This is a genomic window from Arthrobacter sp. AOP29-A2-19 (assembly GCF_058138025.1).
This window is the reverse complement of sequence record NZ_CM176894.1, coordinates 2068282-2083067: the sequence shown is the minus strand read 5'-3', so window position 1 is coordinate 2083067 and position 14786 is coordinate 2068282. Positions and strand designations below refer to the sequence as shown.

The 14786-nt window shown below is 70.2% G+C and carries 11 protein-coding genes; all 11 read left to right on the top strand.

Annotated features, from left to right (window positions below):
• The first annotated feature begins 9 nt into the window (after window positions 1-9).
• The 11 genes from AC3ZJJ_RS09670 to AC3ZJJ_RS09620 all read left to right on the top strand — a co-directional run bounded on the left by AC3ZJJ_RS09670 (window position 10) and on the right by AC3ZJJ_RS09620 (window position 14761).
• Window positions 10-987 (top strand): AAA family ATPase, encoded by a 978-nt coding sequence (locus AC3ZJJ_RS09670; RefSeq protein WP_489891612.1) that lies wholly within the window; start codon window positions 10-12, stop codon window positions 985-987.
• Between the two features lie 24 nt (window positions 988-1011).
• Entirely contained in the window at window positions 1012-2379 is a 1368-nt protein-coding gene (locus AC3ZJJ_RS09665) for a DUF58 domain-containing protein (RefSeq protein WP_489891611.1), read from the top strand.
• Window positions 2376-4763, top strand: coding sequence for a transglutaminase TgpA family protein (locus tag AC3ZJJ_RS09660; protein ID WP_489891610.1), 2388 nt, complete (start codon window positions 2376-2378; stop codon window positions 4761-4763). Before AC3ZJJ_RS09665 ends, AC3ZJJ_RS09660 begins: the two co-directional genes overlap by 4 nt.
• A gap of 3 nt (window positions 4764-4766) precedes the next feature.
• Window positions 4767-5900 (top strand): RDD family protein, encoded by a 1134-nt coding sequence (locus AC3ZJJ_RS09655; RefSeq protein WP_489891609.1) that lies wholly within the window; start codon window positions 4767-4769, stop codon window positions 5898-5900.
• 38 nt (window positions 5901-5938) lie between these two features.
• Entirely contained in the window at window positions 5939-6733 is a 795-nt protein-coding gene (locus AC3ZJJ_RS09650) for a PP2C family protein-serine/threonine phosphatase (RefSeq protein ID WP_489891608.1), read from the top strand.
• Window positions 6730-8538: a double zinc ribbon and FHA domain-containing protein gene (locus tag AC3ZJJ_RS09645; protein ID WP_489891607.1), complete on the top strand. Its 1809-nt coding sequence runs from the start codon at window positions 6730-6732 to the stop codon at window positions 8536-8538. The genes AC3ZJJ_RS09650 and AC3ZJJ_RS09645 overlap by 4 nt, the downstream gene beginning before the upstream one ends.
• Entirely contained in the window at window positions 8535-10235 is a 1701-nt protein-coding gene (locus AC3ZJJ_RS09640; RefSeq protein WP_489891606.1) for a serine/threonine-protein kinase, read from the top strand. Before AC3ZJJ_RS09645 ends, AC3ZJJ_RS09640 begins: the two co-directional genes overlap by 4 nt.
• A 109-nt stretch (window positions 10236-10344) precedes the next feature.
• Window positions 10345-11046, top strand: a complete 702-nt coding sequence (locus AC3ZJJ_RS09635; protein WP_489891605.1) for a hypothetical protein — start codon at window positions 10345-10347, stop codon at window positions 11044-11046.
• Window positions 11047-11073: 27 nt separating this feature from the next.
• A complete protein-coding gene (ligA, locus tag AC3ZJJ_RS09630; RefSeq protein ID WP_489891604.1) occupies window positions 11074-13392 on the top strand; it encodes an NAD-dependent DNA ligase LigA in 2319 nt (772 codons plus the stop codon).
• Entirely contained in the window at window positions 13389-14201 is an 813-nt protein-coding gene (locus tag AC3ZJJ_RS09625) for an inositol monophosphatase family protein (protein WP_489891603.1), read from the top strand. Before ligA ends, AC3ZJJ_RS09625 begins: the two co-directional genes overlap by 4 nt.
• A complete protein-coding gene (locus AC3ZJJ_RS09620) occupies window positions 14198-14761 on the top strand; it encodes a GNAT family N-acetyltransferase (protein ID WP_489891602.1) in 564 nt (187 codons plus the stop codon). The genes AC3ZJJ_RS09625 and AC3ZJJ_RS09620 overlap by 4 nt, the downstream gene beginning before the upstream one ends.
• Window positions 14762-14786 lie beyond the last annotated feature (25 nt).

The following is a 14786-nucleotide window of genomic DNA, read 5'->3' as shown; positions in this document are numbered from 1 at the left end:
GACATCCCCATGACCATGACCACGGAGCAGGCAGAATGGTTTGCCGGCACATTTGAGAAGCTCGTCGCGAACGTGGGCCGCGCCGTGCTGGGCAAGGACGACGTCGTCAAACTGGTCCTGACGGCCATGCTGGCGGAGGGACACGTGCTGCTCGAGGACGCCCCCGGCACGGGGAAGACCATGCTCGCCCGCGCGCTTTCGGCCACCGTCCAGGGAACGCACTCGCGCATCCAGTTCACCCCGGACCTCCTGCCCTCGGATGTCACCGGCATCACCATTTACGACCAGAAGACGCAGAAGTTCGAGTTCCACAAGGGCCCGATCTTCGCCAACCTGGTACTGGCCGACGAGATCAACCGCGCCTCGCCCAAGACACAGTCGGCACTGCTCGAGGTCATGGAGGAGGGGCGCGTGACGGTGGACGGCACCACGTACCCGCAGGGCCGGCCCTTTATGGTGATCGCGACCCAAAACCCGATCGAGCAGGCCGGTACGTACCGACTGCCCGAGGCCCAGCTCGACCGCTTCCTCATCAAGACCTCGATCGGCTACCCGGACCGCGCCTCGACCGTTCGGCTGCTTTCCGGCGCGACCACCCGGGACCGCTCCGTGGGCCTGCAGGCCATCATCACCACCCAGGCCGTCGCGGACATGGCTGACCTCGCGACCACCACGCACGTCGACGACGCGGTGCTGGAGTACGTGGCGGAACTCTGCGAGGGAACCCGCGATGCCGACGAGACCCGCCTCGGCGTCTCCGTCCGCGGCGCCCTGGCCATGGTCAGGGCGGCGAAGGTCTGGGCGGCCTCCGAGGGACGGAACTTTGTGCTCCCGGACGACGTCAAGGAGCTTGCACCCTACGTCTGGACCCACCGTTTTGTGATGGACCCCGAGGCCGAGTTCGCGGGCGCCACCCCGCACGCGGTCCTCTCGCGCGTGCTTGCCGACACCGCGGCGCCGCAGCAGCGCGCCGTGGCCAATGCCTAACCCGCCCCGGAAGGCATTCGACGCATGAGCACCACCACTCCGGCGCCCAGCCGGCGCGAGGCGCGCAAGTCGGCCTCGATCAAGAACCGTGCCGGCAGGGCCTCCCGGCGCAAGGCCAACCGGGCGAACCGCGGCAGGCTCCATCCCACCTCGCTCTTGCGCGAGGGCGCCAAGCTGGCCGAGATCTACGTGGCCCCGCACTGGCAGCGAGCCGGCGGCTGGGCAGCCAGGAGGGTCCGGCCGGTCACGGAGATCGTCTCGCCCCTGGGCTGGCTGCTGGCCGGGATCGTTGTGCTGCTTGGTGTTCTCGGCGCCTCGTTCGGATGGCAGGAGTCCAAGATCGCTGCGATGATGGGCGGGCTGCTCCTGCTGATCGCCGTCGCCTTCATCCTGGGGCGCTCCGTCTACGAGGTCAGGCTGGACCTGAACCGGACACGCGTCGCCGTGGGCGACCGCGCCGTGGGCAGCATGGACGTCGCGAACGCCGCGACCAAGCCGCTGCTACCCTCCGCCATGGAGTTGCCCGTCGGCGCGGCGACAGCCTACTTCCACATCCCGCGGCTCGCCCCCGGGCAGGTCCACGAAGACCTCTTCACGATCCCCACGCAGCGCCGCGCCGTCATCCAGGTGGGCCCCGTGCGCTCGATCCGCCAGGATCCCTTCGCCCTGCTGAGGCGCCAGGTCAAGTGGACCGAGGCGCAGGACCTCTTTGTCCACCCCCGAACGACCGCTCTGGAGGGCTCCAGCTCCGGTTTCATCCGCGACCTCGAGGGCCTGCCCACGCGCGACCTGTCCTCGTCGGACGTCTCGTTCCACGCCCTGCGCGACTATGTCGTGGGCGACGACCGCCGCCACATCCACTGGAAGTCCACTGCGCGCACGGGCGAGCTGATGGTCAGGCAGTTCGAGGAAACCCGGCGTTCGCACCTGGCGATCGCCCTGTCCACCAACACGCAGGAGTTCGCGACGGAGAGCGATTTCGAGCTCGCCGTCTCGGTCGCGGCGTCGATTGGCCTTCAGGCCGTCCGCGAGCAGCGCAACCTCACCGTCATCAGCCAGGACGGCCCCGCGCGCACCGAAACCGGCAGAAACCTCCTCGACGACCTCACCCGGATCGTGGGCCGCCCCCAGCGCGCCAACCTGATCGACCTCGCGCGGACCACGTCTGACGCGGTCCCCAACGCGTCCGTCTTTTTCCTCGTCACCGGATCGCTGGCGACCCCGTCTCAACTGCGCGCCGCCAGCATCCACGTTCCGGTCGGTGTCCGCGCCTTCGCGCTCCGTTGCGCACAGGGCCTGACGGCCGGACGGGCCACCATCGGGGACCTGACGGTGATTTCGCTCGGAGACCTCAACGACCTCGGACTCGTCCTTCGAAAGGCTGCCTCATGAGAGCGAACCGCCCCGCGCGGCCGGCGTTCCACCACGCCATCGACGCCGCCTGCCTGTTCGTGGGACTGGCCATCGGCACCATGGGCCTGCACTCGGCCTTCGGCGGCAACCCGCACTACCTGGCGGCGGGCCTTGGCGGAGCCCTGATCGGACTCGGGGTGGCGTACGCCAATGTTCGGTTCCGGTGGGGCATCCTCACGACGGCCGGAACCACTGCGGCGGCGTACCTCCTGTTCGGAACCGCGCTGGCCACGCCGGCGGAAGCGACGGCGGGCTTCCTCCCGAACCTCGAGTCCGTGCGCACGCTGGTGGCCGGCATCGTCCTGTCGTGGAAGGACGTCCTCACGGTGGCCCCTCCCGTGGGAGTGCAGGGAGGAATGCTGGTCGTCCCGTACATCGCCGCCCTCGTCACGGGACTCGCGGCGGGCCTTCTGGCGTGGCGGCTGCGCTCACCCTTCTTCTCCGTGATCCCCGTGGCGGCCATGTTCGTCGTCGGCATCTGCTTCGGCACCAACGACGTGCCGATGCCGGTGTTCCGCGGCGTGGTGCTGACCGTTGTGCTGGTCATCTGGCTTTCGTGGCGCCGGCATGTCGACCGCGCCGTCGGCGCGGGAATGGAGTCGCTGAACCACGCCTCCGAGGACCGGAATGTGGCCCGCGACGGGCTCCTGCGCCGCGTCGCCTTCGGCGCCGTCGTGCTTCTCGTGGCCGGGGGCACAACGGCTGTCGCCGCGCCGCTGGTCACGGCGACCGAGGACCGGCAGGTGCTCCGCGACGTCGTCGTGCCTCCCGTGGACCTGTACGACTATCCGAGTCCGCTGATGCGGTTCCGCAACTACGTCAAGGACAACGCCGACGAGACCCTGTTCTCCGTCTCCGGACTTCCCGATGGCCAGCGCATCCGCCTCGCCGCGCTGGACTCCTACGATGGCATGGTCTTCAACGTCGATCCGCGCTCCGGTGGCAACTTCGCCCCGGTGGGCGACACCAGCAGCATCAACGCCGCCACGCAGGACGAACCGCTCCGGGAACCGGGGACGCTGGACATCACGATCGAGGGATACAACGGCGTGTGGCTACCCGGCGGAGGCAAGCTGGCGGGCGTGGACCTCACGGGGGAACGGGCGCGGAGCATGTCCCGTTCGCTCTTCTACAATGCGGACGCCGAAACCGCGCTGAGCACCATTGCCTTGCAGCGCGGGGACTCGTACACGGCGGACGTCGTGTATCCAGTGGACATCCCGGACAAGGATCTTGCGGCCTTCGGCTTCAGCGACGTGCGCCTGCCCAAGCTGGCCAACGTCCCCCAGTCCGCCGCCGGCAAGGGCGCGGACCTGGCCGGGGACGGCGACACCCCGCTGGCCCGCGCCCGCAACATGGCCACCGTCCTGAAGACCAGCGGCTTCTTCTCCAACGGCAAGGAGAACGAGGTGCCCAGCCTGTCCGGACACGGAGCCGCCCGCATCGCGTCGCTGCTCGACGCGGACAACATGATCGGCGACGACGAACAGTACGCGGTCGCCATGGCCCTGATGGCCCGCGAGCAGGGAATGCCCGCGCGCGTGGTCATGGGCTTCTACCCGGAGGACTACGCGCAGGACGCGGAGGTGCAGATCACCGGCAAGGACGCCCACGCGTGGGTGGAGATCGCCTTCGAGAACGTCGGATGGGTGCAGTTCGACCCGACGCCGGACAAGGACAAGGAGCCGACGCCGCCGCAGCAGGAGCCGCAGTCCATCCCGCAGCCCCAGGTGCTGCAGCCCCCGCCGCCGCCGCAGGACCCGGCCAAGCTTCCGCCGGAGACCGCCCCGGATCCGCAGGACGCAGAGGAGCAGGAGCAATCGTTCTGGGACCAGTGGGGTCCGCTGATCGTAGCCCTGGCGACGGCCACGATCCCGCTCCTGGTACTGCTGCTGCCGCTGCTCTTTGTCGCGTGGCTGAAACTGCGGCGCCGCCGGTCGCGCTTCCAGACCGGTGCGCCGGGGGAGCGCGTGAGCGGCGGCTGGCGCGAGGTGGTCAGCCTGGCCACCGACCTGGGCGCCAGACCCGATGGAAACGGTACCCGGCGGGAGAACGCGAGGGCGCTCGGCGGCGACTTCCCCGAGTCCCGCTCCACGGTGATGCAGTTGGCACACCGGGCCGACGGAGCCGTCTTCGGATCCGGCGAGCCGACCGAGGCGCAAGTCGCCGACTACTGGAACCTCGTCGACGAACAACTCGTTGGCATGCGAACCTCTGTAGGCTTCTGGAAACGCCAACGTGCCAAGTTCTCTCCCCGGTCGCTTTTCCAGGACGCGGCCGCGAATGTGGTGGCGCGCCGAAAGGCGCGCGGCGGCAAGCAGGACGGCATCCGTAGAGTAGACGCACCAAAGAAGAAGGAGTAGCCAGTGGCCGCAGCGCTGAACCTGGTAAACGCCGCCGCAGGCAAGAGACTTGCCGCGTGGCTCCTCGACGCGGTGCCCGTCCTGATCGCCTGGATGGCCTTTGTGGCCGTCAACGCGGAAGCCATCTCGCGGATGGCCACATCGGAGGCGGCGGGCGCCTCCCTCGCGGGCTCCTACCTGGTGCTGGTCGCGATCCTCCTCGCGTACGGCATTGCCGTATGGGGATGGGAGGCGCAGACCGGCAAGACACCCGGCAATCTGGCCCTCGGGCTGCGCACGTCGGACGAGGACGGCTTCGCCCCGGGCTGGTTGAAGGTTTTCCTGCGCCGCCTGATCGTCGCCGTCTCCGGCATCGTGCCCCTCGTGGGACCCGTGGTGGTGGTGCTCTCCAACCTGTGGGACGCCAACCACCAGCGACAGGGATGGCACGACAAGATCGCCAAAACCCTGGTGGTCGACGTGAACCAGGGGCGCAACCCGATCACGACCGGAGGCCTCTTCGGCCCCTCGACGTTCGCGCCAGGCGGAGCCACGGCTCCGGGCCAGGCCGGGCACCCGGACTTCGCCGGCACGGCGCCGGCCACCGAATGGCCGGCCCTGAGCGCCGAATACGGCGGCCCCGGACCGATCGCCAGCATCCCGGGACGCCCGGCGCCCTTGCCCGCGGCGACCGACGCGCCGGCGCCGACCGACGCGCCCGCCAGGGTTGAGCCCGCAGAGCGGGACGCTTTGGTGGCCGACGCTGAGGTGTCCCATCCCGACGAGGAGCTCGGCCACACACAACTTCGGCCCGCGGCGCCGGCCGCCGTCGGAGCGCGCCTGGTTTTCGACGACGGGCAGGTGCTGAAGCTGGCCACCACGGCCCTCGTCGGCCGGAACCCGGCACCCTCCGGAAGCGAGGAGATCGCAGAGCTGTTCAACTTCGCGGACATGGGCCGCTCGGTCTCCAAGACCCACCTGCACCTGGCTGCCGACAGCTCGGGGGTGTGGGTCACCGACCGCAACTCCACCAACGGCTCGGGGGTCACCGGGGCCGACGGACAGCGCCGGCAGCTGGCCGCGGGGCACGCCCAGCGGGCGGTCTTCGGGGACACCGTGCACTTCGGCGACCGGCACTTCAGGGTCGAACGCGCGTGAGTCGACCCGAGACAGAGAATATTGTGGGGAACTTCCGCTTGAACTACGGATTCGCGACCGACCGCGGGCTCCGGAGGCCGCTAAACGAGGACTCCCTCCTGGCCGACCGCCACCTGTTTGCGGTCGCGGACGGAATGGGCGGGCACGAGGCAGGCGAGGTCGCCAGCAGCATCTGCGTCAGCACCTTGGCGCATGGCCAGGACGACGCCGACGGAGCCCTGACCGCCGCCGACCTGCAAGCCCTGATGCGGGCCGCCGACCTGGCCATCCGCCAGGCGGCCGGATCGAGGGCGGGAACCACGCTGAGCGGCGCGGCGATCGTCCGCGAAGGCGGTGTGCCCTACTGGCTGGTGTTCAACGTGGGCGACTCCCGCACCTATCTGCTCAGCCGCGGCGCGCTGGCCCAGGTCAGCGTGGACCACTCCGAGGTCCAGGAGCTCGTCGACGGCGGAGAAATTACCGCGGAAGAGGCGCTCGTCCACCCCCGGCGCCACGTCATCACCCGGGCGCTCGGCACGGGGGACGATAGCGCGGCCGACTTTTGGATGATGCCCGTGCGCGAGGGCGACCGCCTGATGATCTGCTCCGACGGGCTCACCGGAGAGGTTAGGGACGAAGACATCGCGGAGATCCTTGGCCGTCATGAGGGGCCGCAGGAGGCCGTGGACGAGCTGGTGCAGGCGGCGCTGCGGTCCGGTGGCCGCGACAACATCACGGTGATCGTGGTCGACGTTCTGCACGGGCACGACGACGACGCGCTCTCGGACACCGCGCCGCGTCCGGCCAGCGAAGACAGCCAAACCAAACCACGTATGGAGGGGAGCGGGTCGTGAGCTTGAGTATTCGGTATGTTCCGGGCCCCTGGATCGGCATGGTCCGGTCCGGGCACATGCTGCTGCTGCCCGGCGAGACCGGCTCGGAGGAACTCGACCGCCTGTGGGAGGCGCTGGGCGCGGCACCGTCCGTCGAATCCCTGCTCTCGGCGGTGTTGTCCGGCCGGGGGATGTCGCTGACGGGGATGCCGTCGTTCGGGATCCTCGCGCTGGAGGAGGACCTCCACGTGATCCTGCGCGGGCCGCTGTCCCTCTCCACCTCCGGGCGGGAGCTGAGCACACACGTCAACGGCATGGGCGTCACCACATGGATGGAGCGGCGCCTCTCGCGGCAGGAGCACCTGACCGTGGCGAGCGACGAATCGGCGAGGCCGTCCTCCGACGACATTGTCGGCGGGCTGCCGCTGGTCGAGGGCGTCGTCCACTTCGGGCGGCTGACGGCCGTGCTCCCGTCCCCTTGCGACGACGGCGTCATCGAGCCGCTGTCCGGCCCCATGGCGGTGGTTCCGACGGCGGAGCGGATCGCCGCGGAGAGCGCGCCGGCGGCCGAGATGGAGCCGGAACGTGAACCAGCACAGGAACCAGAACTGGAGAGCGCGCCGGCGGCCGAGCTAGAGCCGGAACGTGAACCAGCACAGGAACCAGAACCTGAACCAGCGCCGGAACCGGAGCCAGCGCAGGAACCTGAACTTGTGCCGGAACCGGAACCAGTGCAGGAACCTGAGCCGGAATTAGCCCCAGATCTGGAACCGGAACCGGAGCCAGAGCCGGAGTTGGCGCCGCAACCCGAGCCCCAGTTGGTGCGGGAGCCTGAACCCGAGCCCACACCGGCACCCGAAAGGGAGCCCGAGCCGTCGCACGATCCCGCCCCTGAGCAGACCATCGAAGGTGTCTCCGAGGAGACCTCGGCGTTCCACGGCGATCCGGGGGACAACGCCTCCGTGGACGACACGATCGTGACGGCGGACGATGCGGAGGACGAGAACACCATCCTGTCTGCGTCTGCGTCCGCTGCTGGTAGGCGCGGCCAGTCCGCGCCGCCCCCGGACCCTTCGGCGCCGCAGCGGGCCGCTGTGGCCGAGCCCGAGGCGTCCGTGTTCCCCGACGCCCAGCAGCTGATCGACGCCGTCCCGTGGCTCGCGGCCGCCCGGGCGACGGCGGCGCCGTCGCCCTCCGCGACGACGTCTCCCGTGCCCGGCGCCCAGGCGCCAGACCCCGGCGACAGTGGTCTCCTCGGCGACCACGATGGACACACGCTGATGCGAAGCGACCTTGGGGACGTCCCTGCTGGCGGCGCGCAGGAACCGGAGCCTCCGCAACGGACGGAATCCCCGGAATCCGCGGGCGGTCCCATGGTGCTCGGCCGAGTCTGCCCGTCCGGGCACGCCAATCCGCCGACGTCGTCCCAGTGCGGCCGCTGCGGTGCGCCGCTGGCCACGGACGCGGTCCCGGCACCTCGGCCATCGCTCGGGAGAATGCGGATCTCCACGGGAGAGAGCTTTGACCTCGACCGGTCCGCGGTCGTGGGACGGCAGCCGTCCATCGCGCGTGTGGCCAGCGGCACCATGCCGCGCGTCGTCCAGGTCAAGAGCCCCAGCGGAGACATCTCCCGGTCGCACCTCGAGGTGCGTCTCGACGGTTGGCACGTGATGCTTGTTGATCTGAACGCCACGAACGGCACGATGCTGGTGCGTGCGGGCCAGTCCCCGCGCAGGCTGGGCAAGGGGGAGTCCCTGATGTTGCTCGACGGCGACATCGCCGACCTGGGCGACGGCGTCTCGCTGCGCTTCGAGGGTCTTCTGTGAGCGGGAAGCGTCCGCCGGCACCGCCTCCGGCGATCGCCGGATACGAGTACGTCAGCCTCCTCGGCAGCGGCGGATTCTCCGACGTGTACCTTTACCAGCAGGACCGGCCCCGCCGGAAAGTCGCCGTCAAGGTGCTCCTCTCCGACCTCAAGACTGAGAGCGCGCGGAGGCGCTTCGAGTCCGAGGCCAACCTCATGGCCCAGCTGTCCTCCCATCCGTACATCGTCACCATCTTCGAGGCGAACATCTCCGGCGAGGGCCACTCCTACCTCGCCATGGAGTACTGCTCGCGTCCCAGCCTCGACGTCCGCTACCGCCGGTCCAGGTTGGGTGTGGACGAGGTGCTCTCCGTCGGCATTCAGGTGGCTTCGGCGGTCGAGACGGCGCACCGGGCGGGAATCGTCCACCGCGACATCAAGCCGGCCAACATCCTGGTGACCGATTACAACCGGCCCGCACTCACCGACTTCGGCATCTCCGGGACCACGGACACGCTCGACGACGAGGCCGGACTCTCGATTCCCTGGTCTCCGCCTGAGGCATTCGGCGGCGGTTCCCCCGACGGCGTGCGCATGGACGTCTGGTCGCTCGGGGCCACCTTATACACGCTGTTGGCCGGCCGCTCGCCGTTTGTGCGGCCGGGCGCGGACAATTCCCAGCGCGAGCTCATCAGCCGCATCACCAACTCTCCGCTGCAGCCGCTGAACCGCGCGGACGTGCCCTCCGCACTGGAACAGACGCTCGCCACGGCTATGTCCAAGAGTCCCGCCGGCCGCTTCTCCTCCGCCCACCAGTTCGCGCTGTCGCTCCAGCGGATCCAGGCCGAACTGGGCCTGTCGGTGACTCCCTTCGAGGTGCTCGAGGACGCCGGTTCCGCCGAGGATGCCGGCGCGGAGGACGACGGCGGCGAGGCCACGCGCGTGCGTCAGGTGGTCTCGATCGATCCCGACGGCACCACCGGATCGGTGACGTCCCGCCGAACGGAGAGCGCCCCTTGGCCGGGGCCGCAGGCGGACACGGAAGGGTGGGACCATACGGTTCTGCGTCCCGGCGGCGCCGGGGACAATCCGCCGGCTGCGGCTGCGGCTGCGGCCGACGCGGAAGAGGCGACCATCATGCGCGGGCGGCTCCCGGGCGGGGATCTCGCGGGGTCCCGGGTCCGGAACCCGGGCGGCGGGGCCGGTCCGACTGGCGCGTCGGTCCCGAGCCAGGCGTGGGTGCCCTCCATACCGCGCGATGCTCCCGCCCCCGCCGGCCAGACGCCGGCGCAGCGGTTTCCCACCGGGCTGGTCGCCGGGATAGGCGCGGCCGTCGCCGTCGTCGTGGCCGGTGCACTTGTTGCCTCCGCGGTGATGAATGGTGCCGCCACGGACGAAGACCCCACGGGTCCGCAGCTCACGCAGGGGCCCACCGACCCGCTCGCCGGCGCCGGCGAGATCGTGTCCCCGGCCAGCGGCTTCCGGACGTCCGCGTCCGGAGGCAGCGTGACGTTCACCTGGAAGAACGAGGACCCCCGCAAAGGTGACGTCTACTTCTGGGCCCCGGTCACCGCGACCGACCAGGGGCAGAACAAGAAGGTGGAGTCGACCAGGGTCAAGACCCCGCGGGCCACCGGCCAGCCGACGTGCATCCAGGTCACCGTGGTGCGCGCGACCGGCAAGGCGTCGGAGCCGGCGAGGCATTGCGCGGAAACCTAGCGCGCCCGCGGTCAGGTTTGATCAATTCGATTGATAAGATCGTGGAGTTTCCCGCCGTCGTCCCCATGGGGCCGGCGGGGCTTCGGAGGCTGGAAGGGGATGTGTGCCCATGGCGGGACTGAACATCGACTTTTGCGGGGAATGGTTTCCCGTGCAGGACGACCAGGTGTTCACCATCGGCCGCGAGGGGGACCTCGAGGTCGACGACAACCCCTATCTGCACCGGCAGTTCCTTACGCTCGCGCGCTACGACAACATGTGGTGGCTCTCCAACGTGGGTTCGCGGCTGTCGGCCACCATCGCGGACACCACCGGCGGCCTCCAGGCTTGGGTGGCGCCGGGTGCGCGCCTCCCGCTGGTGTTCGGCCAGACCAACGTCGTCTTCACGGCAGGTCCCACCACCTACGAGTTTGCCGTGCATCTCTCGGCGCCGGCCTTCCGCCAGGAGTGGACGGCGAACGACGGCGACGGCCAGACAACGATCGGTCCCGTGCTGCTCACCGAATCCCAGCGCGCGCTGATCGTGGCCCTCGCCGAGCCCATGCTGCGCCGCGACGGCACGGGCCTGAGCTCCATCCCGTCCTCGGCCAAGGCCGCCCAGCGGCTGGGCTGGCAGCTCACCAAGTTCAACCGCAAGCTGGACAACGTGTGCGACAAGCTCGATAGGGCCGGCGTAGCGGGCCTGCGCGGGGGAGCGGGCAAACTCGCGACCAACCGCCGGGCCCGTCTGGTCGAACACGCAGTGACATCGCACCTGGTGACCGCCGCGGACCTGCGCCTGCTGGAAACGGCACCGGCGGCTGACGACTGAACTCCGGGCGTGGGGCAAGATAGGACTGTGAACGAGATCCCCGTGAGCAGCAGCCCCATAGACACGTCGGCGGAAGTCGTCCCCCCGGACAGCGTCCGCGAGGAGTACCAGCAGCTGGCGGACGATGTCCGCAAGTACCGCTTCGCCTACTACAACGAGGACGCGCCGCTGGTCTCCGACGCCGAGTTCGACGAGCTCTTCCTCCGGTTGGAGGAGCTCGAGCAGCTCCACCCCGAGATCGTCGCCAACGATTCGCCCACCCAGGAGGTGGGCGGCGAGGTGTCGGTTGCCTTCGCCCCCGTCCACCACTTGAGCCGCATGTACTCGCTCGAGGACGTCTTCTCGATCGACGAGCTGCGGGCGTGGCTCGACCGGGCAGCGGCCAACGCCGCGACGCGGGCGTCCACGGAAAGCCTGCGCTGGCTCTGCGAGGTCAAGATCGACGGCCTCGCGGTGAACCTGCTCTACCGGGACGGCAAGCTGGTCCGGGCCGCCACGCGCGGCGACGGCACCACGGGCGAGGACGTCACGCACAACGTGTTGACCATCGGGGAAATCCCGACCGAGCTGTCCGGATCCGGGTGGCCGTCCGAGGTCGAGATCCGGGGCGAGATCTTCATTCCCTCGAAGGAGTTCCGCGAATTCAACGAGGCGCTCCTGGCCGCCGGCAAGGCTCAGCTCGCCAACCCGCGCAATGCCGCCGCCGGCTCGCTGAGGCAGAAGGACCCGGCGGAGACGGCCAAGCGCCCGCTGAGCATGTACGTCCACGGCATCGGGGTGCGCGAGGGGCTGGCCGCGGCGTCCCAGTCCGAGACCTACGAGCTCCTGCACGGCTGGGGACTCCCCGTCAGCCCCTACTCGCGCGTGGTGGGGACACTCGAGGAAGCGCTCGACTACATCGGCGAATTCGAGGGCAAGCGCCACCGCCTGGTCCACGAGATCGACGGAATCGTCATCAAGGCGGACCCATTCGCCATCCAGCGCGCCCTCGGCTACACCTCACGCGTCCCACGCTGGGCCGTGGCCTACAAGTACCCGCCGGAGGAGGTCCACACCAAGCTGCTCGACATCCGCGTCAACGTGGGCAGGACCGGTCGGGTCACCCCTTACGCCATGATGGAGCCGGTCAAGGTGGCCGGTTCGACCGTGGAGATGGCCACCCTGCACAACCAGGACGTGGTCAAGGCGAAGGGCGTGCTGATAGGGGACGTCGTCATCCTGCGGAAGGCTGGAGACGTCATCCCGGAAATCGTCGGGCCGGTGCTGCCGCTGCGCGAGGGGCGGGAGGACGAGCTGCGCGAGTTCGTTATGCCCACGCACTGTCCGTCCTGCGGGACGAAGCTGGCCCCGGCGAAGGAGGGCGATGTGGACATCCGCTGCCCCAACGCCAAGTCCTGCCCCTCGCAGCTCACCGAGCGCGTCGCCCACCTGGCGGGGCGCGGCGCGTTCGACATCGAGGCGCTGGGCTACGAGGCGGCCTTCGCGCTGACGGCCCCCGCCGAGCCCGCTCCCGGTCCGCTGACGACGGAGGCGGACCTCTTCGCCCTGACGCCCGAGGACCTGGCGGGCGTGATGGTACGGCGCGAGAAGCGCTCCAAGGGCGTCGGGACGGGGGAATTCGACCTGGTTCCGTACTTCTACACGAAGCCGACGGCGAAGACCCCGTCAAAGCCCACGGCCAACACCAACAAGCTTTTCGCGGAACTGGAGAAGGCCAAGACGCAGCCCCTGTGGCGGGTGCTGGTTGCCCTGTCCATCCGGCACGTCGGGCCGACCGCCTCCCGCGCCCTGGCCACGCGATTTGGCAACATGGACGCGATCCGGGCCGCCGCAGCCGAGGAGGACGGCCGCGCCAAGCTGGCCGACGTCGACGGCGTGGGACCCATCATCGCCGACGCGCTCATCGAATGGCTCGCCGTCGACTGGCACACGGAGATCCTGGACAAGTGGGCCGACGCGGGCGTGCGCATGGCGGACGAGGTGGACGAGGACACGCCGCGCACGCTTGAGGGGCTCACCGTGGTGGTGACCGGCTCGCTCGAGGGTTTCAGCCGCGACGAGGCCAAGGAGGCCATCATTGTCCGCGGCGGCAAGGCGTCCGGCTCGGTCTCCAAGAAGACCTCCTTCCTGGTGGCGGGCGACGCCGCGGGCACGAAGCTGGACAAGGCCGTTTCGCTCGGGGTGCCGGTGCTGGACGAGGACGGCTTCCGCGAGTTGCTGGCCAACGGGCCGCTGTCGACCCCCGACGGCGAGGGCCCCGCCGTCGACGATCCCGCGGCGGAAGCCGGGTCGGATGCAGGGCCGGAAGCCGGGCCGGAGACGGCCGCCGAGGGTGGCCGGGCATGAGCGCGCCGACGACGGCGGGGTTGCTCGAGGTGGCGGCGCGGGCCGCCGCCGCCGGGGCCGCCGTGCTGGCCCAGCGCCCGCAGGCGCGCGTCGAGACGGATACGAAGAGCGCCGCGGGCGACTGGGTGACCGACTTCGACCGCCGCGCCGAACAGGCGGTGCGCGACGTCATTGTCGCGGCCCGCCCCTTCGACGAGATCACCGGCGAGGAGTACGGCACCACAACGCCCGCCCAGCCCAGCGGCTACCGCTGGTCCATCGATCCGCTGGACGGCACCACCAACTTCGTGCGCGGCATCCTCTACTACGCCACGTCCGTCGCCGTGGCCGGACCCGTCCCGGAGGCGCCCGGGCAGACCGCCTGGCTCGCCGGCGTTGTGCACGCCCCCGCGCTGGGGCGGGTCTACTCCGCGTCGCGCGGGGCCGGCGCGTGGCTCGTTTCCGCCGGAGAGTCCGCCCGGGTTCGCCTGCGCGGTCCGGAACCCGGGGCGGACGGCGCGCTGATCGCGACCGGCTTCGGATACGACGCCGAACGGCGGCGGCTTCAGGTGGAGGCGCTGAACGGGCTGCTGCCCGGTTTCGCCAACGTCCGCAGGCTCGGTTCGGCGGCCCTGGACCTCTGCCTCGTCGCCGACGGAACACTGGACGCGTACGCCGAGTACGGCACGCAGGTCCACGACTGGTCCGCGGCGTCGCTGATCGCCGAGGAAGCCGGTGTGCCGGTCCTGCGTCCCGAGACCGAGCCCGGCTGGTCCGCGGCCGGCTACTTCGACTTCGGCCGGCTTGTCGACCTCGAGGCGGGCGAATGACGGGATCGACCGATGCCGCCCCTTCCGCCAACGTCGTCGCGATCCGCCATGCCGTGCCCGCGGACTACCCGGAGATCGCCCGCATCACGGTCGCCGCGTACCTCGCCTCCGGCCACTTCGACCCCGAGTCGCCGTACCTGCGCCACATCGCCGATGTCGCCGACCGCCACCAGGATGCAGAGATCTGGGTTGCCGAGCTGGCCGGATCGATCGTGGGCGCCGTGACGCTGGTGCGCAGCGGAAGCCGCTACGCCGACATCGCCCTGCAGGGCGAACTGGAGTTCCGCATGCTCGCGGTGGATCCCGGGGTGCAGCGCAGCGGCGCCGGCCGGGCGATGGTGCGCGCCATCGTCGACCACGCCCGCCGCCTGGACGGCGTTTACGCCGTCAGCCTGACCACCGGCGAGATGTGGGGAGTGCCGCGCCGCCTCTACGCGTCCGAGGGCTTTGTCCATGCGCCCGAGCGGGACTGGCTGGTGCCCGGGACGGACATCCGGCTGGTGGTCTACGTCCTGGACCTCGGTGGCCCCGACGCCGCCGCGGTGCCGCCGGGCGACTAGACTGGACGGGATACAACCACACCCT